21 protein-coding genes, 1 tRNA gene, 2 other RNA genes and 2 pseudogenes are annotated in these 21,428 nt (G+C 49.2%); 7 read left to right on the forward strand and 19 right to left on the reverse strand.

Going from position 1 to position 21,428, the window contains the following annotated elements:
* Nucleotides 1-71: 71 nt before the first annotated feature.
* Nucleotides 72-539: a cupin domain-containing protein gene (locus NOG13_RS08885; protein ID WP_428849330.1), complete on the reverse strand. Its 468-nt coding sequence runs from the start codon at nt 537-539 to the stop codon at nt 72-74.
* A gap of 87 nt (nt 540-626) precedes the next feature.
* Entirely contained in the window at nt 627-860 is a 234-nt protein-coding gene (locus NOG13_RS08890; RefSeq protein WP_283110197.1) for a hypothetical protein, read from the reverse strand.
* Between the two features lie 110 nt (nt 861-970).
* Here NOG13_RS08890 and NOG13_RS08895 point away from each other — a divergent pair, with 110 nt between their 5' ends.
* Complete coding sequence (locus NOG13_RS08895; protein WP_283110198.1) at nt 971-2,392, forward strand: recombinase family protein; 1,422 nt, start codon at nt 971-973, stop codon at nt 2,390-2,392.
* Nucleotides 2,382-2,918 (forward strand): annotated as a pseudogene (locus NOG13_RS08900) (manganese catalase family protein); the annotation flags it as partial. The gene NOG13_RS08895 and the pseudogene NOG13_RS08900, both read left to right, overlap by 11 nt.
* A gap of 281 nt (nt 2,919-3,199) precedes the next feature.
* On the opposite strand, the gene NOG13_RS08905 reads toward NOG13_RS08900, so the two are convergent.
* The 11 genes from NOG13_RS08905 to ffs form a co-directional block, all read right to left on the reverse strand.
* On the reverse strand, nt 3,200-4,099 hold the full coding sequence (locus tag NOG13_RS08905) for an alpha/beta hydrolase (protein ID WP_283110199.1): 900 nt from the start codon (nt 4,097-4,099) through the stop codon (nt 3,200-3,202).
* A gap of 50 nt (nt 4,100-4,149) precedes the next feature.
* Nucleotides 4,150-5,028, reverse strand: coding sequence for a carbon-nitrogen hydrolase family protein (locus NOG13_RS08910; RefSeq protein WP_283110200.1), 879 nt, complete (start codon nt 5,026-5,028; stop codon nt 4,150-4,152).
* Between the two features lie 77 nt (nt 5,029-5,105).
* The gene (locus NOG13_RS08915; RefSeq protein ID WP_283110201.1) at nt 5,106-5,855 is read right to left on the reverse strand and encodes a hypothetical protein; all 750 of its coding nucleotides are present in this window, start codon (nt 5,853-5,855) and stop codon (nt 5,106-5,108) included.
* 556 nt (nt 5,856-6,411) lie between these two features.
* Nucleotides 6,412-7,470 carry an LCP family protein gene (locus tag NOG13_RS08920; RefSeq protein WP_283110202.1) on the reverse strand — a complete coding sequence of 353 codons (1,059 nt, stop codon included), beginning with the start codon at nt 7,468-7,470 and terminating at the stop codon, nt 6,412-6,414.
* A 278-nt stretch (nt 7,471-7,748) separates the two neighbouring features.
* The gene (locus NOG13_RS08925) at nt 7,749-8,936 is read right to left on the reverse strand and encodes an IS256 family transposase (RefSeq protein ID WP_135661204.1); all 1,188 of its coding nucleotides are present in this window, start codon (nt 8,934-8,936) and stop codon (nt 7,749-7,751) included.
* Nucleotides 8,937-9,299: 363 nt separating this feature from the next.
* Nucleotides 9,300-9,659, reverse strand: a transfer-messenger RNA (tmRNA) gene (gene ssrA, locus NOG13_RS08930).
* A gap of 4 nt (nt 9,660-9,663) precedes the next feature.
* The gene (gene smpB, locus NOG13_RS08935) at nt 9,664-10,128 is read right to left on the reverse strand and encodes an SsrA-binding protein SmpB (RefSeq protein WP_283110203.1); all 465 of its coding nucleotides are present in this window, start codon (nt 10,126-10,128) and stop codon (nt 9,664-9,666) included.
* A gap of 21 nt (nt 10,129-10,149) precedes the next feature.
* Nucleotides 10,150-10,752 (reverse strand): recombination mediator RecR, encoded by a 603-nt coding sequence (gene recR / locus NOG13_RS08940; RefSeq protein ID WP_283110204.1) that lies wholly within the window; start codon nt 10,750-10,752, stop codon nt 10,150-10,152.
* 1 nt (nt 10,753) lies between these two features.
* Nucleotides 10,754-11,101: a YbaB/EbfC family nucleoid-associated protein gene (locus tag NOG13_RS08945; RefSeq protein ID WP_283110205.1), complete on the reverse strand. Its 348-nt coding sequence runs from the start codon at nt 11,099-11,101 to the stop codon at nt 10,754-10,756.
* 15 nt (nt 11,102-11,116) lie between these two features.
* Nucleotides 11,117-12,721, reverse strand: a complete 1,605-nt coding sequence (dnaX, locus tag NOG13_RS08950) for a DNA polymerase III subunit gamma/tau (protein WP_283111187.1) — start codon at nt 12,719-12,721, stop codon at nt 11,117-11,119.
* A gap of 97 nt (nt 12,722-12,818) precedes the next feature.
* Nucleotides 12,819-12,917, reverse strand: an RNA gene (gene ffs, locus NOG13_RS08955) — signal recognition particle sRNA small type.
* 421 nt (nt 12,918-13,338) lie between these two features.
* Between ffs and NOG13_RS08960 the strand changes: the two genes are divergently transcribed.
* On the forward strand, nt 13,339-13,905 hold the full coding sequence (locus tag NOG13_RS08960; RefSeq protein ID WP_283110206.1) for a uracil-DNA glycosylase: 567 nt from the start codon (nt 13,339-13,341) through the stop codon (nt 13,903-13,905).
* 153 nt (nt 13,906-14,058) lie between these two features.
* Entirely contained in the window at nt 14,059-14,388 is a 330-nt protein-coding gene (locus NOG13_RS08965) for a cupin domain-containing protein (protein ID WP_283110207.1), read from the forward strand.
* Nucleotides 14,389-14,445: 57 nt separating this feature from the next.
* Here NOG13_RS08965 and NOG13_RS08970 read toward each other — a convergent pair whose 3' ends face one another.
* Both NOG13_RS08970 and NOG13_RS08975 read right to left on the reverse strand, forming a co-directional pair.
* Nucleotides 14,446-14,667, reverse strand: a complete 222-nt coding sequence (locus NOG13_RS08970) for a helix-turn-helix domain-containing protein (protein WP_283110208.1) — start codon at nt 14,665-14,667, stop codon at nt 14,446-14,448.
* A gap of 11 nt (nt 14,668-14,678) precedes the next feature.
* Complete coding sequence (locus NOG13_RS08975) at nt 14,679-15,158, reverse strand: DUF2975 domain-containing protein (protein WP_283110209.1); 480 nt, start codon at nt 15,156-15,158, stop codon at nt 14,679-14,681.
* 272 nt (nt 15,159-15,430) lie between these two features.
* Between NOG13_RS08975 and NOG13_RS08980 the strand changes: the two genes are divergently transcribed.
* Nucleotides 15,431-15,640, forward strand: coding sequence for a hypothetical protein (locus NOG13_RS08980; RefSeq protein ID WP_283110210.1), 210 nt, complete (start codon nt 15,431-15,433; stop codon nt 15,638-15,640).
* Between the two features lie 37 nt (nt 15,641-15,677).
* On the opposite strand, the gene NOG13_RS08985 is transcribed toward NOG13_RS08980, so the two are convergent.
* From NOG13_RS08985 to NOG13_RS09000, 4 genes and pseudogenes are all read right to left on the reverse strand, one after another.
* Nucleotides 15,678-16,385: a DUF1361 domain-containing protein gene (locus tag NOG13_RS08985; protein WP_283109952.1), complete on the reverse strand. Its 708-nt coding sequence runs from the start codon at nt 16,383-16,385 to the stop codon at nt 15,678-15,680.
* A 685-nt stretch (nt 16,386-17,070) separates the two neighbouring features.
* Nucleotides 17,071-17,196, reverse strand: a pseudogene (locus tag NOG13_RS08990) (helix-turn-helix domain-containing protein); the annotation flags it as partial.
* A gap of 411 nt (nt 17,197-17,607) precedes the next feature.
* Nucleotides 17,608-17,696: transfer RNA gene (locus NOG13_RS08995), tRNA-Ser, on the reverse strand.
* A 114-nt stretch (nt 17,697-17,810) separates the two neighbouring features.
* Entirely contained in the window at nt 17,811-18,635 is an 825-nt protein-coding gene (locus NOG13_RS09000; protein WP_283110211.1) for a DUF6612 family protein, read from the reverse strand.
* A 244-nt stretch (nt 18,636-18,879) separates the two neighbouring features.
* On the opposite strand from NOG13_RS09000, the gene NOG13_RS09005 reads away from it, so the two are divergent.
* Nucleotides 18,880-20,157 carry an ATP-binding protein gene (locus NOG13_RS09005; protein ID WP_283110212.1) on the forward strand — a complete coding sequence of 426 codons (1,278 nt, stop codon included), beginning with the start codon at nt 18,880-18,882 and terminating at the stop codon, nt 20,155-20,157.
* Complete coding sequence (locus tag NOG13_RS09010; RefSeq protein ID WP_283110213.1) at nt 20,150-21,412, forward strand: peptidoglycan-binding protein; 1,263 nt, start codon at nt 20,150-20,152, stop codon at nt 21,410-21,412. The genes NOG13_RS09005 and NOG13_RS09010 overlap by 8 nt, the downstream gene beginning before the upstream one ends.
* Nucleotides 21,413-21,428: the final 16 nt, after the last annotated feature.

Below are 21,428 nucleotides of genomic sequence, written 5' to 3' on the forward strand. Positions count from 1 at the left end.
CGTTCTGTTACCCTATTCCATGCAACTCGCAATAAAAAACCGCCCATTCGGGCGGTTGAACGTTTCCTTTTTCAATGATTCTTTTCGGCAGCCAAGGCATCTGCCTTTGTCTTGTGCACCGTTCCACGGGGATGCTGCGGCGGAGCATAAATGGAATATACTTTCAGCGGAACTTTGCCGATGTTTACAAGATTATGCCATGTTCCCGCCGGAATCACCATCGCGTCGCTCGGCCCGACTTTGCGCTGGAATGTATAGTTGTCTCTCCGATTGCCGAACCTCGCAAGCCCTTCGCCTTGTTCAATGCGGATGAACTGATCCGTGTAGGGGTGTACCTCTGCACCGATGTCCTGCCCCGGATTGATGCTCATTAAGGTAATTTGCAGGTATTTGCCCGTCCACAGGGCCGTACGAAAGTTGTTATTCCGTTCGGTTGCACGCTCGATGTTCACGGTAATGGGAAAAGGCCCATAATCCCTCAATTCATTATTATTCTGCATAAAATGGCACTCTCCTCTATTGGTTCTATGCCATTGTATGAACCGATTCGGGAAATGTGCAGAATGAATTATCCCGCCGCAGTACGGAGCCGGCACTCTTTTCCGCCTCTTGAGGCTCCAAAAGTGTCATTTCTCCGGATGCTCAGAAAGATAAGCAGATATGGTTTCCCCTGCGTGCTCCATCATCTGCTGAAGGAAGGCTTCCCACTGTTCTTGCGGCATTCGGTTCTCAAGCTCCAGCAGTTCCGAGTGAAAGGAACTGTCAGGCTCTCGGCTTTGCAGGAACGTCATTTTCCCTTTTTCCTGCACCAGTCCGTCTTGGTTTACAAAGTACGAAACGACTGTGTATGAATTCTCCATAACACCACCGCTGCATCTGTATGGAGTCAGCAGATTGTCCTATGCAAAACTGCGCATCGAACCCGCATAAAAATACTCCAGGCGAAACTGTTGCTATGGGGGAAACATCCATGAAGACCGCAGCTGCTTACATTCGTGTGTCAACAGACGACCAGCTCGAATACAGCCCGGACAGTCAACTGGAAAAAATTAGGGAATATGCAGCGGCAAACAATATGATTCTGCCCGAAAAATACATCTTCCGAGAGGAAGAGGGAATCAGCGGAAAAAAAGCCGAACGGCGGCCGGAATTTATGCGCATGATCGGCACCGCCAAGCAGAAGCCCAAACCGTTTGATGTAATCATCGTGTGGAAGTTTTCCCGTTTTGCCCGAAACCGAGAGGACAGCATTGTCTATAAATCCATGCTGCGCAAGCAGTGCGGGATTGACGTTCTGTCCGTCACGGAACAGCTGGGTGACGATAAGATGTCCATTATTGTGGAAGCCATGATTGAAGCGATGGACGAATATTACAGCATCAACCTGGCGGAAGAAGTACGGCGCGGGATGAATGAAAAAGTCATGCGCGGCGAGCCGGTTTCGATTCCGGCTTTCGGCTACACGATTCAAGAGAAACAATACAAAATCGACCCCGTCGCCGCTCCGCTTGTCAAAATGATTTTTCAGGACTTCATTGAGGGTATGGGGTGCCGCACCATTGCGCAGAAACTCAATGCCATGAAAGTACCCACCCAGCGCGGAGGGCTGTGGGAGAACCGCACCGTGGAATATGTTCTGAGGAATCCTGTTTACATCGGGAAAATTCGCTGGAACCCGAAGCGAAAGACACGACGGAATTACAATGACCCGGATATTCTCATCACAAACGGCACCCATGAACCTATCGTTGACACTGAAACTTGGGAGAAGGCTCAGAAACGCTTGGCAAAAAGCAAATCCGTTTCTGAAAACGACGCCGTGCCGAAAAACTCATCCGCCGGAATGCTTCGGGGTCTCGTAAAATGCAGCGCCTGCGGATGCACGCTTACGGCCTCGGGAGGAGGCTCTATGCAGTGCCAAGCATACGCTCACGGAAAATGCAACGAGTCCCACAGCATTCTCGCTGCGGCGTTGGAAGAGATGGTTCTTGCGGCGCTGGACGCCGATCTGCATGAAAGCACAATTTCCATAATGCCGACGGCTCTTTCCGATACGGAAGAAATCGCCGCGACCGTTTCCCGGCAAATCGAGCGGGAAAAGCTGAAGCTCGTACGTGTGCGGGAAGCGTATGAAAACGGAGTGGACTCTTTGGAGGAATACCGCATCCGCAAACAGAAGATTACCGAGTGCCTGCGCCAGCTTGAGCTTACGCGCTCCAAAATTGCAAAGCCGCCCCGCACCCCGCTGGCTGCTCAGAAACAAAACGTCATGCAGCTGCTGCGGGACCCGAATGTGCCGGCGGACGAAAAGAATGTGCTGCTTCGCAGCTTTGTGCAGAAAATCGTTTTTTACCAAACGCCGAGATCGCTCGAAATTTTCTATTACGCGTAATCATCTCAAAACGGAGTATGGCGGACCGGACGGCGAAATTTCCGCCTCTCTCCGTTACCTGAGTCAGCGTTATTCTATGCCGTATCCGGAGCTGAAAGCGATTTTGACCGACATAGGCACCGAAGAACTGGCCCACATGGAAATGGTTGGAACCATTGTTCATCAGCTGACCCGGAATCTCACCGAAAAACAGCTGAAAGAAGGCAATTTCGGCGCTTACTTTGTAAACCACACCGTCGGAGTTTACCCCTGCGATGCGACCGGAGTTCCCTTCACGGCCAGCACGCTTCAGGTAAAAGGCGACCCAATCACCGATATCCACGAAGACATGGCAGCAGAGCAGAAAGCGCGCTCTACCTATGACAACATTCTCCGCATGACGGATGACCCCGATGTCCGCGACGCAATACGCTTCCTGCGGGCGCGCGAAGTCGTTCACTACCAGCGCTTCGGTGAAGGCCTGCGCATTATTACGGACCATCTTGACGACCGCAACTTCTACGCGTTCAACCCGGCTTTTGACAAACCGAAGGCGCGCGCTGTTTCGGCGGAGGCAGCGGAACCCCTAGCGGAGCCTGTTTCGGCACCTGCACCGGAATCACCCGTGAGCACGATGGACGAAGCACCCATCGTTTCCGTCGGAACTTCTTCTGTGTTCAATGAAAATGTCGTTTAAGGCAGCAAAACAGCCTCAGAACCCATCTCCAAAAGCCCACTGATGCAGGGTGAAGATAAACAAAAACCGGCACCGCATGAATTGCAGTGCCGGTTTTTGTTGTTAGCTGTATGAATTCTTCACGCGGTCTATCATTCTGCAGGCTGCAGATGGCGGCGGATAAAGTCAGCAACGATGTCAAGTGTGGAATCACGGAAGAAAGCAGGATCGCCGTGGTCTGCATTTCTTACGCGGTAAAACTCCACTTCTTTTCCGGCCCTCTTCAGCGCTTCATACATACGAACGCCATGCTTGAAGGAAACAATGCGGTCTTTTGTGCCGTGCATCAGAAGGATCGGCGGCACAGGTCCGTCAAGATACGCAAACGGAAGCGTCTTGGCGGCCAGCTCCGGATTCTCGAGCACATTCTTTCGGCTTAGGAGCATCCCTTCGGGGCTATCGGGCTGCTGATGATTGTCAGTGCTCGGGAAACCGTCTGTCATGCGGATATCAATAACGCCGTAAAAACTGATGATGCCGTTGACATGGCAGGAATACTCCGGATATAGATCCGTGTCGAGTTCCTTGCAATGCTCCGTCAGGCCCACCAGCAGGGCGGTGTGGCCGCCCGAGGAATCACCCCACACAAAGACGTTGTTCTCCTGAATATTGTATTTGTCCGCATTTTTCCGGAGGAATCGGATTGCCGCCTTCACATCCTGCACCTGAGCCGGGAACGGAGCAATCTCACTCTCCCGGTACTGCACGGAAGCGACAACAAAGCCTTTCCGCGCCAGATAGCCGAGCTGCGGAATCTGGGCGTAAACGTCCTGCTTCATCCACGCAGACCCCTGAATGTACACAAGAAGCGGAAATTTGTGAGGAGTACGCTTGTAAGGGGTGATAATTTGCAGAACGCGCTTTGTCCCACCCACGTCTTCATATTCGATGTTTGGTATGTAAGCGGTCCCCAAATCATCGTCACTGCTCTCGAGCGTTTTCATACCATCGACGAATGTTGTATCTTCCGGAAATCTTTCGTAATCAACCATGTTTCTGTTCCTTTCATATTTATTTGTTCGGCCATGTATGGAAAAAGCAGCTATCTTCTGGCATCCGACCGGAGGAAGGGTTCTTCTACCGTTTTCGAAACCAGAAGATGATATTTTTCAGGGTGGCGGTAAGCATTGCCATGAACTTCCCGCTGCCTGTAATTTCTCAGTTCATCGACAGGGAAATCTGCGATGTAAATGCCCTCTCGCTCGCCGGCTTCCACCACGAGCATATCGCGGGAAACCGGCTCGGAAGGACGATACGCGATTCCGTCAAAGGCTGAGGAATGGCCGTTGCAGTCGGGCTGACCAACAGGATAATTGGCGGTTGCAACGCCAATCATGTTTTCATAAGATCTTGCCCTCAATTGAGAAAGACGGTTAATTTCCATTGGGCAGGCATTGGGCACCAGAACGATTTCCGCACCTTTCAGCATGAGAATTCTGGCGCTTTCTGGAAATTCCCGGTCATAGCAAATCATTGCACCGATTTTCACCATGCCGTGGCCTGTATCAAGTTTCGTGACATAGAAATCATCACCCGGCGTAAGCCTGCATTCCTCGCCGAAATCGCAGGTGTGGACCTTGGCATAAAGAAGTTTTCTCGTTCCGAAGCGGTCGAACAGGCAAAAACTGTTTCTCGGCAGCGGCTCGAATTTTTCAAGGAACGTAACCCCAACCGCCATGCTGAGATTTTTGGCAGCCTCGGCAAATGATTGGAGAAATGGGTCATCTTTCTCGATGGCGCTCTTTTCCAGTTCGGAGATGTCTGCCGGTATTCGGTAACCTACACTCCACATTTCGGGGAAAAGGGCGATATCGGAGCCCATTTCCTTTGCTTTTCTGCAATACTCCAGCCCTTTTTGAAGGTTTCCCTCCAAACTGCCGGTAGGCAGAATCTGCAGCAGCGCAACTTTCAAATTTTCCATGCAAACACCTCTTTGTTATCCATCATTTCGGATTTTCGCCCTGAAGGAAAACGTCTTACGGACGCTCTAAAACGTAATTACTTTCTGAGGCGGAAGGTCTTCGGCGCCAACCGGTAAGCAAGAAGGATTGCAACCACAATGTAAACGAGGCAGAAAACCGTAGACATCGTGCCAAAAACAAGAGCGGAATCCCTTCTTCTGGCTACGAGATAGCAAATGAAGTAAGTGAGATAGTTAACTGTTCCGTAAGTGGTACTTTTCGTTTCAATATCTGCACTGTAGGGCTGGAAAAGGTAGTACATCACGATGTTGTGAACCGAGAAAAAGACGGACATGGAAATGATGGAAAGAAACAAAATAAAGTAATTCAACGACTGGTCTGTCCCCCCGGAGATGAATAGCAGAAGTGGAAGAGACACGGCAATCGCACCCGCGGGCATGAGGTTAATCAGCACCACATATTTTAACCTCTCCACAAACAGACTGACAATCGTTTTCGGCTGACGGTAGAAGCGGTAAGCGAGCATACTGTGGTCACAGTTCATAAACATGGCCTTTGTGATAACCTTGCCTCGATTGATAAGGTACATGACAAAAAGGAAAAACGGCAGGAGGTTCAGCAAATTTTTGTTGACTTCACTGTTAAAATTCGGGAAAACTTTACAAGCAATAACAGCGGCGACAAAAAAGATTGCCATAGCAATTGTAATGTGTTTCGTGCTCTTGGTGAGCAGCTTTTCATGGCGCTTCATGAACAGCTCATTGAAATATCGGTAACCAGTTTTGTTGTTGACCTGCGCTTTATTCAGCGTAATTTTCCGATTCATTGAGCACGTTATTTTCTCCAAGGGATAGATATTCGGGTGTTAAAATCTCCTTGCAAATCTCCCGATACCGATTGCACGAGAAAATATAACGTAAAAGACACTCCGCGAAGTACCTCTTTGTCATCAAAGCTTTTTTTGAGTCCACGAATCACCAATTTCATTTGTCGGCTCCCCACTTACTGTATGTATTTGACGAACTCCGTGTAACTGTTCTTCACTAGCTCATGAAATGGTCTACAACTCACCTCATGCCAATTCTCATTCTATCCAGAATGAAATTGCGTTTGCCGTCTCTCTTTCTCAAAAACAGCAGCCATCCACATGGCGGATGCTAACCAACCGGAATCCGATGAACAGCTTTGGAATATCATCTAATGACATAATAGAAAAAAGGCCCCTGTTATCGGGGCACCTCACAAATCTTGGCGACATTGTTCTCATTGATTTTCAGGCATTGACTTTGCAGAACGACCTTTATTGCGCAGGCACCGGCAGATTTTCTCTCCAGCAAAGCGGAGGCGTGACATGGAATCAGCCGGCAATGCCCACAAAAAGACTATTCGATATTATAGAGGAATTTCCAAAGGGCCGCTTTGTTTTTTTCAATATCAGGCACCAGCACGGACATACCGCGGATTTTCTCAGATTTATAAGCTCCTTTCACAGGAATCGCAAGCTGCTGGGTGTCGTTGTTGAGAATCGCAGAGGCTTGGGTAGCAAGAGCAACAATTTGTGAGTCGTCTAAATCTGTTTTCACCAAAGGCAAAACGGAATCGGCAATACTCATAAGCTGCGCCGGATTGGAATGTTTCAGCGAAGACAAGATTGCACTGATAACTTTACGTTGACGCCCGGTTCGACCGAAGTCGCTGTCGATGTAACGGATTCTGGAATATGCCAATGCACCGCTGCCGCTCAGATGATTCACGCCGACTGTAACTTTTTGAACATTGCCGGTCACAAAATAATCTGGATGGTTATTTAATTCGTTTACCTCAGCCTTCGTTAGGGTGACTGAAACACCGCCCAGAATGTCAACAGCTTTGTCAAAGGATTGGAAGTCAATGGTAACGTAATTGTCGATTTTAACGCGAAAATTATTCTGAATCGTGTCAATTAGGAGTTTTGGGCCGCCGTAAGCATAAGAGGCATTGATGCGGGTATCTCGCATGCCGTTGATTTTGACATACATATCCCGCAGGAATGAAACCAACTTGATCTGATTCGTCTTGCTGTTAATGGAAAGGAGCATCATGGAATCCGAACGTCCATACTTCTCTCCCCCGCGTGTATCGGAGCCGATGAGAAGAATATTTTTGATATTCGGATCGCTTTTGAGATCACCGCTTGCAAACTGCATTGCATCGGGATTGGTAATTCCTTCCGTACCGGCATCTTTTTCTTCCGGAGGAATACTGCTTGCCAGTTCAAAATCTGATAAAGGAGTATATCCGATTTTTGACAAGAAGTAGCCGCCTACTGTGAGGACACTGCCCACGAGAATCAGCACAACACAAAGCAAAGAAAATAAGACTTTTCCTTTCCGGGAATCGAGGAATTGTTTAATGCTTTTTTCCCGATTAGATGTAGCATAACGGTACTTTTGATTTTTCATTTTTATGTTTCTCCTATCTTGTGAATGGAACCAAACAACATGAATCTTTTGCGCTGCTGTGTTGTTGGCCGAATCCAAAAAATATTCTTCTGAGAAGGCAAGGACTACTTAACGAGAAAAATACCATGAAAATTCTTTTCAAATATTACTGCACTGAACACTATGGTAAAATTGATAAGATTATTTGTCAATAGATTTCCATAAATCTAACCATTACACATTTTCCATCTCTGGCTATGTCAAGAGAAGTTCGCAATTTGGGGACTCCACGAAATGAATTAAGCTGCGCTTAGCAGAAGTGTCTGAATCGATTTGGGATTCAAATATGCTCTGGAAACGGACCAGTCTTCAGCGTATTCCATGAGATATGTTGTAACCAACCGCAGATAGGAATCTTTGTTTGGGAATATCCCGACGACGTTGGTTCTGCGCCGGATTTCCTTGTTCAGCCGTTCCAGCATATTGGTCGATGAGATTTTACGGGCATCAAGCTCGGGGAATGCATAGAAAGCCAGTGAGTCCTCCAGCCCGTCTTCCAGAAGCTCGATTGCTTTGGGAAACCGCTTCCCATATTGCTCCGACAACTGTTTTGCGCGCTGTCGCGCTAATTGGACGGAAGGCGCCAGCCAGATTTCTTTCAGTTGGACCGCAAAGGATTCTTTTTCTTTCTGCGGTATATGGGCCAGAATATTTCGCATGAAATGCACTTTGCAGCGTTGCCAGGATGCGCCGGGAAAACTTTCTCGGATGGCGGCAATCAGCCCTTTGTTCGCATCGGAAACCACCAGCAGCGGTGTTTTCAAGCCGCGATCCAAAAGACTTTGAAACAACTGGGAATAGCTCTCTTTGGATTCGTCCAGCATCGGCTCCACGGCGAGAATGTCCCTGTGCCCTTGCTCGTTGACGCCGCAGACAACCATCACCGCCATGCTGACGACACGGCCATCCATACGGACTTTTTCGTACAGGGCATCCGTCCAAATGACAGGATAACGAGTATCCGTCAGAGAACGGTTGCGAAATTCCTGTACCTGTTCATTGAGCCCTTTTGTCATCTCACTGACCTGACTGCGGGAGAGGTTCTCTATCCCCAGACTGTGAGCCAACTTTTCCATCTTCCGTGTGGACACGCCCTGCACGAATGCCTCCTGAATAACCTGTACCAGCGCCGCCTCGCTGCGTTTGCGTTCAGTGACAAAGAACGGGATATATCCATGGCTGCGCAGCTTTGGCACCATGAGATACATCGTCCCTACGCGAGTATCCAGCCTCCGGGGACGATATCCGCAGCGGTAGTCACTTCGAGACGGATTGTGCGCATTCTTTTCCGCCCCCACAAGGCCGGAAACCTCCGCCTCCATCAGTTGAGCGCAGAGCCATTCCAGCATACTGAGCATCGGGTCGGGCTCCGCCATACATTTCAGTAGCAATTCCGTAAGATCTGTGTTATTCTTTCCTTGAGTCATTGGGACCAACTCCTTTTTGAATGTCTTGACACCATTCATTTTAAAGGAGTCCCAATGGCTTTTCTATACTTTCTCGAAATTGCGAACTTTATTGTACTCTATCCCATCTCTGCAAACATGTAATATCGAGAAATCAATAAACTGTTTGGCACTAAAAAAGGCACTTCACAGATGTGAAGTGCCTTTCCGCTAAGCAGATTCTATTTTGAAGCTGTTCTCGGCTTCAGTAAGTTCATCTTCCGCTGCTTCAGGGGAACGTCATGAATGATTTGTCTGGCTGAATGACGGCAGGCGCACCGCTCCCCTTCGGGTCTCTGTGTTCTATAAATAAGGAGCACGCTTTGTAGCGTGCTCCTTTTTTACTGGTGGAGATGACGGGAGTCGAACCCGTGTCCGAGGGTAATTTGCCAAGGTTTTCTACGAGCGTAGCCTATGTTTTCAGTTTCCCGCAGTGTGACGCCCAAAGGCAGGCTTCTCACTTTGGTAGCCTTTCAAGTCATGGCCGGGGTAAAGGCGTCCCCCGGCTCACGTTCACCGCTAGTCGACGCCCTTATCCGGGCCGCGGTGCTCCCGGTAAGGACGGCAGCTTAATTAAGCTGCGAGCGCCATTCTATAATTGGCGTTAGTATTGTTGTCGTTTATTTTGCTTTGCGAAATTATAGCGTTCCGCCTCGCTGCTCGCTTGCCTTGGTTCACAGCCCCCGTCGAAGCCTTTACATCCCCATATTCAGCGATTACGTTCCTTGAGCGCCCTTTCAATATCCCGCTTTGCGGCACGCGCAGCCATGTCTGCCCGCTTGTCATAGAGTTTTTTGCCTTTGCACAAACCCACCTGTACCTTCACAAGCGAACCTTTCAGGTAAATGGACAGCGGAATAAGCGAATACCCGTCCTGCTTCACAAGGCCGAACAGACGCATAATTTCTCGCTTGTGCATCAGCAGGCGGCGCACGCGCATCGGATCCTGGTTGAAGATATTACCATGGTCATACGGGCTGATGTGCATGCCGTTAACCCGCAATTCTCCTCCGTCGATGGAGCACCAAGAATCCTTGAGGTTTACCTGCCCTCTGCGGACGGATTTCACCTCCGTGCCACGCAGCTCAATGCCTGCTTCCATGGACTCCTCCACGAAGTAATCATGATATGCTTTTTTGTTTTTGGCTATCGTTTTCAGCGATTCCTTCGCCATGAAGAGCCTCCGTTCTGAAAGTTATAGTTCACTGCGCCCCTCCAGCGCGCGGGAGAGCGTTACCTCATCAGCGTATTCCAAATCTCCGCCGACGGGGATTCCGTAAGCAAGGCGCGTCACCTTTACCCCAATCGGCTTGAGCAGGCGGGAAAGATACATGGCTGTTGCCTCGCCTTCGACCGTGGGGTTGGTCGCCATGATGACTTCCTTCACCGTTCCGGACTTCACGCGATCCAGCAGCTCCTTGATTCGGAGCTGCTCCGGACCGACACCATTGAGCGGGGAGATGACTCCATGCAGCACATGGTAAGCGCCGTTGTAATCGCGCGTACGCTCCATGGCAACAACATCGCGCGGATTTTCCACCACGCAGATGGTGGCATGGTCGCGCGATTCGTTGCGGCAAATGGAGCAAAGCTCCTGGTCCGTGAGATTGCAGCAAATCTTGCAGGTATGGATTTTGTCATGCGCCTCGAGGATGGCATCGGTGAGCTGTTTGACCTCGCCGTCGCTAAGGCCTAGAACATAATATGCCAGCCGCTGTGCACTTTTATAACCGATGCCGGGCAGCCGCTGGAACTGTTCCACCAGCCGTGCCAGCGGCGCAATATGAAACTCAGACATATCAGAACAACCCCGGCATGCTCAGCCCGCCGGAAATCTTCTCCATCTGTTCCGCCTTATCGGTCTCCGCAGCGCGAAGTGCCTCGTTTACGGCAGCGATTACAAGATCGGAAAGCATCTCGACGTCTTCGGGGTCAACGACTTCCGGTTTGATTTCCAGCGATTTCAGTTCCATTTTGCCGGTAACGGTAGCCTTTACCGCTTCGCCGCCGGAGGCCGCGGAATATTCCTTTGCTTCCAGTTCCTCGGTGAGCTGGGTCATCTGTGCTTGCAGTTTCTGTGCCTGCTGTGCGAGCTGCTGCAGGTTGGAAGGCCCTCCGCCGTATCCCTTCGGTAATCTTGCTTTCATATGGAATCCCCCTGTTTATTTTTTAATAACTTCGATGCCCTCAGCTTCGGCCTTCTTTGCCAAAACCGCAAGCGGATCTTCTTCCGCCTCGTTCTTTTCGGGCTTTCGATATGGCCCAAGGCTGTAGGATTTTCCAAGCACTTGTTTAATGGCCTGCCGGATATTTTCGCGCTGGTTCGGCTGGCGAAGAAATTTCAGTGCAAGCTGATTCGGCGCATCGATTAGAACATAGTTTCCGCTGATATACGCCGTGGAGCCCGTAAAGGCAGCCCCCGCCGCCGGCGAAAACGATTTGATGATTTGAAGAATCTCCGGCCACTCCGCCAGTTGCTTGGCTTCCTTTTGGAGCTGCTCGGCGTCCTTTTTCCCCTCAGCCGGCTTTGCCGCGTTCTCCGCCCTTTCCTGCGGTTCGAGTTTCGATTGCGCAGGCGGCATCTGCTCGGCACGGGTCTGAGGCTTTTCCGCCTTTGTCTGAGCCGGAGCACGCTGGGGTGCACCCTGCTCAAGCGCTTCGATTCTGCGCAGAAGCGCCTCGGCTGAAGTATCCAGCTGCGGCGTGCAGAGGCGAATCATCGCCATTTCAAACACCGTGCGCCTGTCGCCTCCGCGGTACATCTTCTCCAGTGTTTCCTGCATGGTATCAATTGCATGCAGAATCACGGGAAGCGGCGTGGAGAGGGCCTGTTTTTCCATCTGCACGAATTCCGTTTCGGGAACCGCGAGAATCTCCCGCGCGTTCTTCATGGTTTTTATCAGCATCATCCCGCGGAAATGCGAGGACATCTCCTCGCACAGGCGGGCCATATCTTTTGAGGAACGGTAAAGCCTGTCTACGATTTCAAGCGCGGCGGCGGAATTTCCCGCTTTGACGGCATCCGCAAGAGCAAGCAGATGCTCCCGCCCGACAAGGCCGGCCGTTTCCGCAACAACCTGTTCGGTTACATTTTTGCTGCGGCCAAAGCACTGGTCCAGGATGGAAAGCGCGTCACGCATGGCGCCGTCCGCCAGACGAGCAATCAGCAGAGCCGCCTGCGGGTCAAGCTTTGCGTTCTCCTGCTCGGCGACATAAGTCAGGCGGTCGGCAATCTCCTGCGGTGGAATTCGGTGAAAATCGAACCGCTGGCATCGGGAAAGAATCGTCGCTGGGATTTTATGAACTTCCGTTGTCGCAAGGATAAAAATAACATGCGCCGGCGGTTCCTCCAGCGTTTTCAGCAACGCATTGAACGCACCGACGGAGAGCATGTGAACTTCGTCAATGATATAGACACGGTACTTTGCGGCGGCAGGCGTGAAATGTGCCTCCTCGCGCAGGGTACGGATATTTTCCACACCGTTGTTGCTGGCGGCGTCGATTTCCACGATGTCCATGATGGAACCGTTCTCAACGCCCTTGCAAATCTCGCACTCCCCGCAGGGGTCTCCGTCCTGCGGATTCAGGCAGTTGACCGCCTTTGCAAGAATTTTTGCGCATGTCGTCTTGCCCGTTCCGCGCGAACCCGTAAACAGGTATGCATGCGCAATCCGTCCGGACCTTAATTCGTTTTTGAGCGTAACGGTGACCTGCGGCTGACCAACGACATCGGAAAACCGCTTCGGGCGCCATTTCCGATACAACACCTGATACAAGCCTTCCGCCACCGCCTTTCCAAAAATTAATCCTAACAAACGGAAAGCAAGACAGACCGCTAACACGGTTCATGCGAAAAGATATGCGGACGAACAGACCGACTGCATCGCACAGGGACATCCGCTTAATGCTGCTCGGTTCCCCGCCTGACATGGTTCACGGTGCCCTGCCGCACAGAGCCCGCCCGCCCGCATATCTTTTCGCACGCATTTCTGCCTTGCTTAGCTGGAATCGGACGATTTCAGCTTTCTTATTATACCCGTTTTCCCCGAAAAAGGCAACCGTTTCTTGCGATGTTGACAATGGTTCTTTTTCGCCATAGTTGCACTGGGATGTGTGTTGCTCGCCTTCCCATTCTGCACACCGCAGACCGTCCAATTGCATGGGCTGAAAAAATCGGCTATTATCGGGCGTATTCTAGGTATTTTTGTCATCACTCTTGGAATCTCTTTCTATTTCTGGGTATGACGGTATCCATCGCATAAAAACAACATTCGCGGTTTTGGCGTTTTTATTCGCACATATTGGAAGCTTCCGGCCGCTTTTCCGCCATGTCGATTTATGATATAATGAACGGGACTGAAAATCCTCGGGAGGCGCTGCCGCCATGTATACGACATGGGAAGAACTTGAAAATGCGTGCCACAACTGCACAAAATGCGGGCTGTGTGAAGGGCGCACCAATGTAGTTGTCGGAATGGGAAATCCGCATGCTGAAGTGATGTTCGTCGGCGAAGGTCCGGGCGAACAGGAGGACCTGCAGGGAAAACCGTTTGTCGGCCGCAGCGGGCAGCTTCTGGACAAGATGCTGGCGGCAATTGACCTTGACCGCGAAAAGGATATCTACATTGGGAATATTGTAAAATGCCGTCCACCGAAAAACCGCGACCCGCTGCCCGAAGAGCAGGAAATGTGCATTGATTGGCTGCGCAACCAGTTTCTACTTATCCGCCCGAAGATTATCGTCTGTCTGGGCAGAATTGCGGCCATGAAGCTCATACGCCCCGATTTTCACATTATGAAAGAGCACGGGCAGTTCTTCGAGAAAAACGGAGTTCTGATGATGGCAACCCTTCACCCCGCCGCCCTTCTGCGAAACCCGAACAACAAGCCCGCCGCATTTGAGGATTTCCTCAAACTTCGGGCAAAGATGGATGAACTCGGAATCTCTTAAGAAAAAAAGGAGCAGTGTTTCGCTGCTCCTTCTTTTTTTGCTCCTGCCTTTTCATATTAACTCTGTATAAATCTGCGTCAACGCTTATTTAAGGAATGTATTTTGGGGTTTCATTCTGCTATGATATATAAGGAAAAGAAGGAGTGATAAAAGATGGATAAGATGAAAAATATTCAGAAAGCAGAAGTTCTTGCTTTGAAGGACTTGGTTAATTATCAGCCCGGGCAGGTAGTCAGCAAAACATTGGTTCAAAACGATGCCGTCAGCATCACGGTATTTTCGTTCGACAAGGGAGAAGAAATCAGCACACACGAATCCGGCGGAGACGCTCTCGTAACATGCCTAGACGGTGTCGGCAGACTTACAATCGACGGAAAGCCGTATGAACTGCACCAAGGTGAATCCATTGTTATGCCGGCAAAGCATCCGCATGCCGTTTACGGACTGGAACAGTTTAAGATGCTTTTGGTCGTCGTGTTTTAATTTCATTAAAAAACAGAACATGGAGCAGTCATCCCCATGTTCCGCGTTTTCCTTCCTCTATTCTTTCGGAATTTCGTCACAGTCTTTCCACTCTAAGATATCCCCGGGCTGGCAATTTAGGGCTTTGCAGATTTTATTGAGCGTTTCAATCTTAATGGCTTTTGCTTTTCCGTTCTTCAAAATGGACATGTTTGCCAGCGTAATGCCGACTTTTTCGGAAAGCTCCGTCACGCTCATTTTGCGTTTGGCAAGCATGACATCAATGTTAAAAACAATCATGGCAGACTCCCTCAAATCGTCAGTTCATTTTCTTCCCGCAGCTTTGCAGCTTTCAGAACCATGTGGGAAAGTGCCGCAAATACTACGGATAACACAATCCCGCCAAACACAACGAGCAGCGCCATGAGAAACACACTCGGATGGCTCATATTCAAAAACAAAAAAATAAGATTTCCTGCAAAGACAAGGATAGCATCAGCCGCCGCAAGGATTGAAATCAGTTTGAGGCGCTTTGCGTTTTCGAAGCTGAAGGAACGATCTCTTCCGATGTCTGCCGCAATTTTCCATCCGCTCACAAGCGCGATGTAGCATGGAACAGCCGTAATCCACAGAAAAATCAGCCACGGCCAATACCATGAGTGAAACTCCGGGTAATCGGATACAATGTCTTTTCCAATCATCGGAAAGACCAGAAAATAAATCACCGTGCCGCAAATGCCAGTCCCGATAATGATAGCTTTCAGCCATCTGGAAAGCCGTACCTGATCCATAAGCCAACATCCTTTCTATCATAAGTTTACCAGTATTATATGACATTGCAAAGGATAAGTCAATAAATATTTATTGTATTTCAATAAATATTTATTCCAAGCTGTACTTCCAGCATTGCAAGCTGTGCGGCAAGCTGTTCCTTGCCAGAACCGCCAATATCCCCACCTTTTGCAGCGAGAAGTGCAAACGGGAGCAGGGGCGGCGGAACAAACAAAAGTTTGACGAGCAGGCGCGGGAACTGGACTATGAGAAGGAGCACAAAAACACGTATATGTTCTGGCTGCGCGGTGTGGATCACATGAAAAAGAATGCCGCCGATCCTAAACGGATCGCGGCGGCGGAGCAGGCTATGAAGGACTTTCGCATTGAGGCCAAACGGCGCAAGGCCGAGGTCAAGGCCGGGAAAATGGCGGAACGGGATTTCATCGGCTGGCTGCTGAAACAGCGCGGAATTATTGACGAGTTGAAACAGGACGATTGAAAAATCAAAGTCAAGATATACTTGATGAGAAAATATCTCAACTTAATGTATCAATTTTGTATTTTTGCCGGTAAAAGGCTTTTGCAAAACTCAATATGCACAGTATAAATGCAGCAAATATTCCTACAAAGCCACAGACGAATCTCCACTCATGCCCAGAAAGCTGGAAACCGGTCACTATTCTGATCGGATTAAAAATATTCCACGAGTTGAATCGCAAAAATCGTCCTATATAAATTGCTATTCCACCCAAAATTGAGCATATAAAACGTAATAGTAGATTTTTACCTTTCCCATATTTATTTATGAGGATGTTTTCAAAAATCATTTCTGAATTAATTCCATTCATAATTCCATATAAAATCCCTAAAACAATTATGACTCCTTTTGACCATAATAGAAGATTATCTGAATATATGATCTGAGGCTGTTCAACATAGGGAATACCTTTTACTACTTGAAAAAAAGCATCTCCTGTAAAATGAACAATATCTGTTGCCATATAAAACGTATTGGGCCAGAAAATAATCCAAAGTAATGCCCATAATATCCAAAAACGCTTATGATTACTTAAAGAAGAAACAGTAAATTGTGAAAAAAGCACAGGTAAAAATGATAAAAAGGCATTCCAAACTAACATAATAAAAAGGCCGCCATTATCTGATAAATACCATAGTACAAAATTGCATAGCGAATACAGTATAAAGAAAATTAAATGCGGCCTTGAATGCTGAACTTTTATCATACCGACCTCTCCTTATTTGTTTCATTTTACTACTTAAAAAATATATAGTAAAGAGGTCAGAGGATCATAAATCCACTGACCTCCTGAAATTATCGAAATAGACTACTTTAATCCAGTCTTATCCGTTGGAACCAATTTATTTTTCACTCAATAACGCTAACTGCAAATTTTGGTTACAACAGATCTTCCGCGTGGGTAAATCGGATGAGCACCAGCCATAGGATTGCAAGTGGCTGGACTTATAAAAATGAACGTACTTGGAAAAGTGGCGGAACCGCAAACATGTCAGCTTCCATGTCTAAAAAATTGGGATTTATTCCTATCACAACAGTTGATCCCTCCGTATCTATTACCTGTTCTCCAACCGGACAAATTTCCTAATTCACATTTTTCATATACGCTCTTGCCGCAAATTCACATCCGCTTCCTTTCTGCTTCAAACGTCCCTGCCCTTCGCGGCGGCATTGGCATTTGAAACGGAAACGCTGCCAGAGCGTATAACACACTACACTTTGCTTCGCAAAGTGAGTGTGCCAAAGGGGGTGCCCCCTTTGGGAACCCCGCAAAATACCCGGCGGTATTCAGCCCCTTCATGGGTCGAATGCCGCCGGGTATTGTTAATAGCCCTTCGGGTGTACTGCACAGGCAAGGTCAGCGTGAGTTGGTGGTGGTTTCCTTAACTTTGGGAAACTCCGGTTTCCCATTTCGATACCGCGGCGACAGAAACACCGATTGCCGTGGCAAGCTGCTCCTGCGTCAGCCCCATGGCTTTACGTTTATTCTGAATATTTTTTCCAATGGATAACTGCATATAGATTCCTCACTTTCCACTTGAGGAAGGCCTTTCCTTTGCATACTAGTATATCCGATACCCAAAGGCTCCGCAATGGAGGCGTATTTGACTTTTCGCGTCTTCCGTTCAACCTGCGGTTGAATGATTTTACCGTTTTTTTATTGCTCCATATCAGGGATGGCTGTCTGGTTTGTGCCATTGCCAGCACTTATTTGAACACCCAGGTTATAACATCTTTGAATATATCAATCCAATTTACGGCAAAGTGGCTTCAGCACTCTGAGTTCTTGCTCACCACGAAAAAAGGGCCGAGCCGGTTGGCTCGGTCCCATTTTGTATTAGTTCAAAATAGATGCAGGCACAAAAGCGCGCAAAGCAGAACGCTCCCCATCATGTGAGGAGCGTGAATTGCGTGCAGGCTCAGTCTGCTGGCGGAAGCGGTGGGATTCGAACCCACGAGCCCTTGCGGGCTACCTGATTTCGAGTCAGGCCCGTTATGACCACTTCGATACGCTTCCATAAATATAAATAGGTGCTCGCCGAAAAGGAAAGAAAGACGGTATAGCTCCGTGCTGACGTACTTTCTCATTTTAACGGCAAGCACCTGAAATGTCAAGAGTTATTGTTCCCCGTCAGCCTGCGGCTTCCACGGAAGTGGCGTCTTTTGCTTCAGCAGGAAGCTCTACTTTTGGGGTGCTGTCGATGCCCGAAAAATCGCCGGAAACATCGCCTTTCTGTACGGTAATTTGAACTTCGTTTCCCTCGATATTCTGAAAGATATGATTCAAGGCATCTGTGGCATCGAGTTCCAGGCGCACCAGCTTTCCGGTGTCGCCGTCAACATAGCAGTAACCGTAAACCGTGGGTGCACTGTCGACCAGCGCCGGAACGATTGTTTCGGACCCGCTTCCGATGCCGGACGCCGTGACGATATTCTCGATCATACTGCTCAGTACTTCGTTTTTCAACTTCAGTTCTATTTTATGAACTTTCTTTGAGTTGATCTCCGTCTGGCGCACATATTTCTGGTCCTCCACATTGTTCAGCAACTGCAAAACCGAAATCTGCGCGGCAGGAGAAGTATCGAGATTCTCTACCGCTGTCTTCTGCCAACCGGTGGATGTTTTGCAGTAAAAATACACACTCCCGTTCTCGGTAACCGTGTAAGTCTCGCTGGTGCTGGAGGAACCGTCGTTGTTGGAAGTGAGAGAAGATTTGAGTGCAAAGGGGTCGGCGCAGTAAATTGATTCATTCTTTGTCTCAAAAACATGGCGGGTGCCGTCTACCGTAAAAGTCAGGTGATTGCTAACCGATGCGCTACAGCTTTTGGCACTGGAAATTTCGGATTTTGCCTCACGAACCAAAACACCTGCATCTGGAGTACTGCTGCATGAAGTCATCAGCAGCATAATTAGGGAAACTGCAAGCATCAAAGAAATTCGTTTAACATATTTCATTACTGAAACGATTCCTTTCCTATATTTCCGGACCCAAACACTCAAATGTTCGCTGGCAGACAAGGATCCACTTATCTGCCCCTTTACTGACTTCATTCGTTTTATTTTAGCAAATTCCATATCATTCCGCAAGCCGTTATCCTGCCGTTATCTTGACAGCCACTGTTCCTACAGCGTAAAATAAAAAGAAAATAATCGAAAAATATGGCTCAAGCTGAAAACTACTTAGAAACTGGGGAGATCCATGAATCAGATTAGCCGGGCTGCCGCTGCGATGGCATCCCTTTCTGTTTTCCGGGGAATTTTGTCCCAGCCTGTCCCAAAAGCTTTTTACCGCTTGCTCTGCACAGCGGAAAAAGGCGGGCAGGAGTTTTTTCTCGCCTGGGGAGAGTTTGTTTCTGCCCTTTGTGAGGAAGGCAGCTGCGGCAGTTTTGCGCGCTGCCTGACAGAAACGCTTCTCTATGATGAAAATGCATTTTCGCTTGCCGCGGCAAACGGAGAGACATCATTTTCTCCCGAACTGCTTGCCGCAGCAAAACGAGATGTTGAAACCATCCACGAACTCTCGGCGCTTACGCCGAACGATATTCTGGCGGCTTCTCCCTGCGCTGCAGAGGCGGCATCGCTGCATCTGCCGGAATGGAACACCGGAAAACCGATTCCGGAGCTTGACGGAAATCCGAAAGAATTTCTCAACAACCTCGCCTGCTATTACCGCAAAAACGGATGCGGCATTTACAGCCGTTACCACGCGTTTATTTGGCGTAACGGGCAAACTACCCCCGTGTCTCACCCGGACAAAATTCGTCTTTCGGACCTGAAAGGCTATGAATTGCAGCGCAGGCTGGCGATTGAAAATACAGAAGCCTTTGTCAAAGGCTATCCCGCCAACAATTGCCTGCTCTACGGAGACCGCGGAACCGGCAAATCCTCCACCGTGAAGGCATTGCTCAACGAGTATTACCCGATGGGGCTTCGCATGATTGAAATGCCGAAGGAATCTCTTTCGGAATTTCCGATTCTTGCCGACAAGCTTGCGGCTCTTCCCGTGAAATTCATCATCTTTATTGATGACCTTTCCTTTAACCGCGAAGACGACACCTATGCCTCTTTGAAGGCTGTTCTGGAAGGCGGACTCGCCGCCCGCCCGGACAACGTGCTGATCTACGCGACCTCAAACCGCCGTCATCTTGTGCGCGAGACCTTCTCTGACCGCGAAGGCGACGAAATCCACCGCGGCGACTCGATACAGGAAAGTCTCTCGCTCTATGACCGGTTCGGTCTTGCCATCAATTTTGTGATTCCCGGCAAAGAGGAATACCTCTCCATCGTCCGGCGGCTTGCGGAACAGCGCGGCCTGAAAATCGACACGAGCGAGCTCGAAGATGGGGCGGAAAAATGGGCCATCGCCCGCGGAGGAAGATCACCGCGGTGCGCAAAACAGTACATTCGCAGTGTGGAAGCACGTCTGAAACAGAACTCTTCTCCCTGCGTCGACGTGAAAGGAGATAGCGATGTTTAAAAAATGGGTAGCAGTTGTTCTGTCTGTCCTCTCAACGATGACACTGCTTTCTGCATGCACAAAACAGAATGATATTTCATCCGGCGTGGGAAACAAGGATTTCCCCGTTACCATTGGTGAAGTGACAATTCACAGCGAACCCACCGGGGCCGCTGTTTTATCCCCGAATGTAGCCGACGTTATCCTCGCTCTTGGCTATGAAATCACCCTGAAGGCAAAAAGTGCAGACTGCACGCAGAGTGACCTTGAGGCTCTGCCGAATGTTACGGCTGACGATGCGGGAAAAATCAAAGAAGCCGGTGCAAACGTCGTTTTTACTGACACCAAGCTGACAGAAAAACAACAAAAAGCGATGCAGGATAATGGCATTACCGTTTTAACCCTTTCTCCGGCAACCTCCCGCGCTGATCTAGCACGGCTTTATTCAGAAGTCGGTGCAGCGCTAAAAGGTGCCGTGACCGGCTATGAAAAAGGCCAAACGATTGCTTCCGGAATATGGGAAACCATCGACGATATCACGCGCGAGATTCCGAAAAGCAAAACGGCTGTTACCGGCGTTTATCTTTATGATGCCATGGGACATGCCGCCACCGGTGACACGATTGCGGGTAGTCTCGTTTCCGCGGCTGGTATGCAGAATGTGGCGGAAAGCGCGGAGAACAACGAATTCAGCATAGACGAGCTTCTTCTGGCAAACCCCCAATACATCTTCTGTGCAAAAGGCGTAAAAGAAGCGCTGCTTGCATCGGAACAGCTAAAACAGCTTGATGCGGTGAAATCCAACCGCGTTTATGAGATGGACCCGTCTATGATGAAGCTCCAGGGCGAGCAGATTATCAACGCTGTTTCGTTTATGGCCGGAACCGTATATCCGCAGCTGAACCAAAGCACTTCTTCCGTAGCTCCTTCGTCCTCGACTGCGTCTTCTTCCTCAGCAGCTTCTTCGGCAGCGACTTCCTCGGCGGCAGCATCTTCTTCTGGTTCCGCATCGTCTGCGGCATCCTCTTCCTCCGCCGGAATGAACCTGAACCAGACTTTGAAGATAGGCATGCAGAATGACGATGTGTTGACCATGCAGAACCGTCTGCTTGAGCTTGGCTACATGTTCGTCAAACCCAGTGGGTTGTTCGCAGAAGGAACCCAGCAGGCTGTGAAGGACTTCCAGTACCTGAATGGACTCCCCGCTACGGGTATTGCGGACCCGGTAACACTGCAGAAAATGTTCTCAGACAGTGCTGTAAAACGTACCAATTGATTTTCCTCTCGTTCCC

This window comes from Thermocaproicibacter melissae, assembly GCF_024498295.1.
Lineage (GTDB): Bacteria > Bacillota > Clostridia > Oscillospirales > Acutalibacteraceae > Thermocaproicibacter > Thermocaproicibacter melissae.

Bases quoted from the DNA above. Each gene is read 5' to 3' on its own strand.
- NOG13_RS09005 (WP_283110212.1), top strand. From the start codon at position 18,880: ATGAATCAGATTAGCCGGGCTGCCGCTGCGATGGCATCCCTTTCTGTT.
- NOG13_RS08970 (WP_283110208.1), bottom strand. From the start codon at position 14,667: ATGATTGTTTTTAACATTGATGTCATGCTTGCCAAACGCAAAATGAGC.
- NOG13_RS08925 (WP_135661204.1), bottom strand. From the start codon at position 8,936: ATGACTCAAGGAAAGAATAACACAGATCTTACGGAATTGCTACTGAAA.
- NOG13_RS08985 (WP_283109952.1), bottom strand. From the start codon at position 16,385: ATGATAAAAGTTCAGCATTCAAGGCCGCATTTAATTTTCTTTATACTG.
- NOG13_RS08890 (WP_283110197.1), bottom strand. From the start codon at position 860: ATGGAGAATTCATACACAGTCGTTTCGTACTTTGTAAACCAAGACGGA.
- NOG13_RS08945 (WP_283110205.1), bottom strand. From the start codon at position 11,101: ATGAAAGCAAGATTACCGAAGGGATACGGCGGAGGGCCTTCCAACCTG.
- NOG13_RS08980 (WP_283110210.1), top strand. From the start codon at position 15,431: ATGTTCTGGCTGCGCGGTGTGGATCACATGAAAAAGAATGCCGCCGAT.
- NOG13_RS08910 (WP_283110200.1), bottom strand. From the start codon at position 5,028: ATGGAAAATTTGAAAGTTGCGCTGCTGCAGATTCTGCCTACCGGCAGT.
- NOG13_RS08895 (WP_283110198.1), top strand. From the start codon at position 971: ATGAAGACCGCAGCTGCTTACATTCGTGTGTCAACAGACGACCAGCTC.
- smpB (WP_283110203.1), bottom strand. From the start codon at position 10,128: ATGGCGAAGGAATCGCTGAAAACGATAGCCAAAAACAAAAAAGCATAT.
- NOG13_RS08920 (WP_283110202.1), bottom strand. From the start codon at position 7,470: ATGAAAAATCAAAAGTACCGTTATGCTACATCTAATCGGGAAAAAAGC.
- NOG13_RS08960 (WP_283110206.1), top strand. From the start codon at position 13,339: ATGTATACGACATGGGAAGAACTTGAAAATGCGTGCCACAACTGCACA.
- NOG13_RS08905 (WP_283110199.1), bottom strand. From the start codon at position 4,099: ATGGTTGATTACGAAAGATTTCCGGAAGATACAACATTCGTCGATGGT.
- recR (WP_283110204.1), bottom strand. From the start codon at position 10,752: ATGTCTGAGTTTCATATTGCGCCGCTGGCACGGCTGGTGGAACAGTTC.
- NOG13_RS09000 (WP_283110211.1), bottom strand. From the start codon at position 18,635: ATGAAATATGTTAAACGAATTTCTTTGATGCTTGCAGTTTCCCTAATT.
- NOG13_RS09010 (WP_283110213.1), top strand. From the start codon at position 20,150: ATGTTTAAAAAATGGGTAGCAGTTGTTCTGTCTGTCCTCTCAACGATG.
- NOG13_RS08965 (WP_283110207.1), top strand. From the start codon at position 14,059: ATGGATAAGATGAAAAATATTCAGAAAGCAGAAGTTCTTGCTTTGAAG.
- NOG13_RS08975 (WP_283110209.1), bottom strand. From the start codon at position 15,158: ATGGATCAGGTACGGCTTTCCAGATGGCTGAAAGCTATCATTATCGGG.
- NOG13_RS08915 (WP_283110201.1), bottom strand. From the start codon at position 5,855: ATGAATCGGAAAATTACGCTGAATAAAGCGCAGGTCAACAACAAAACT.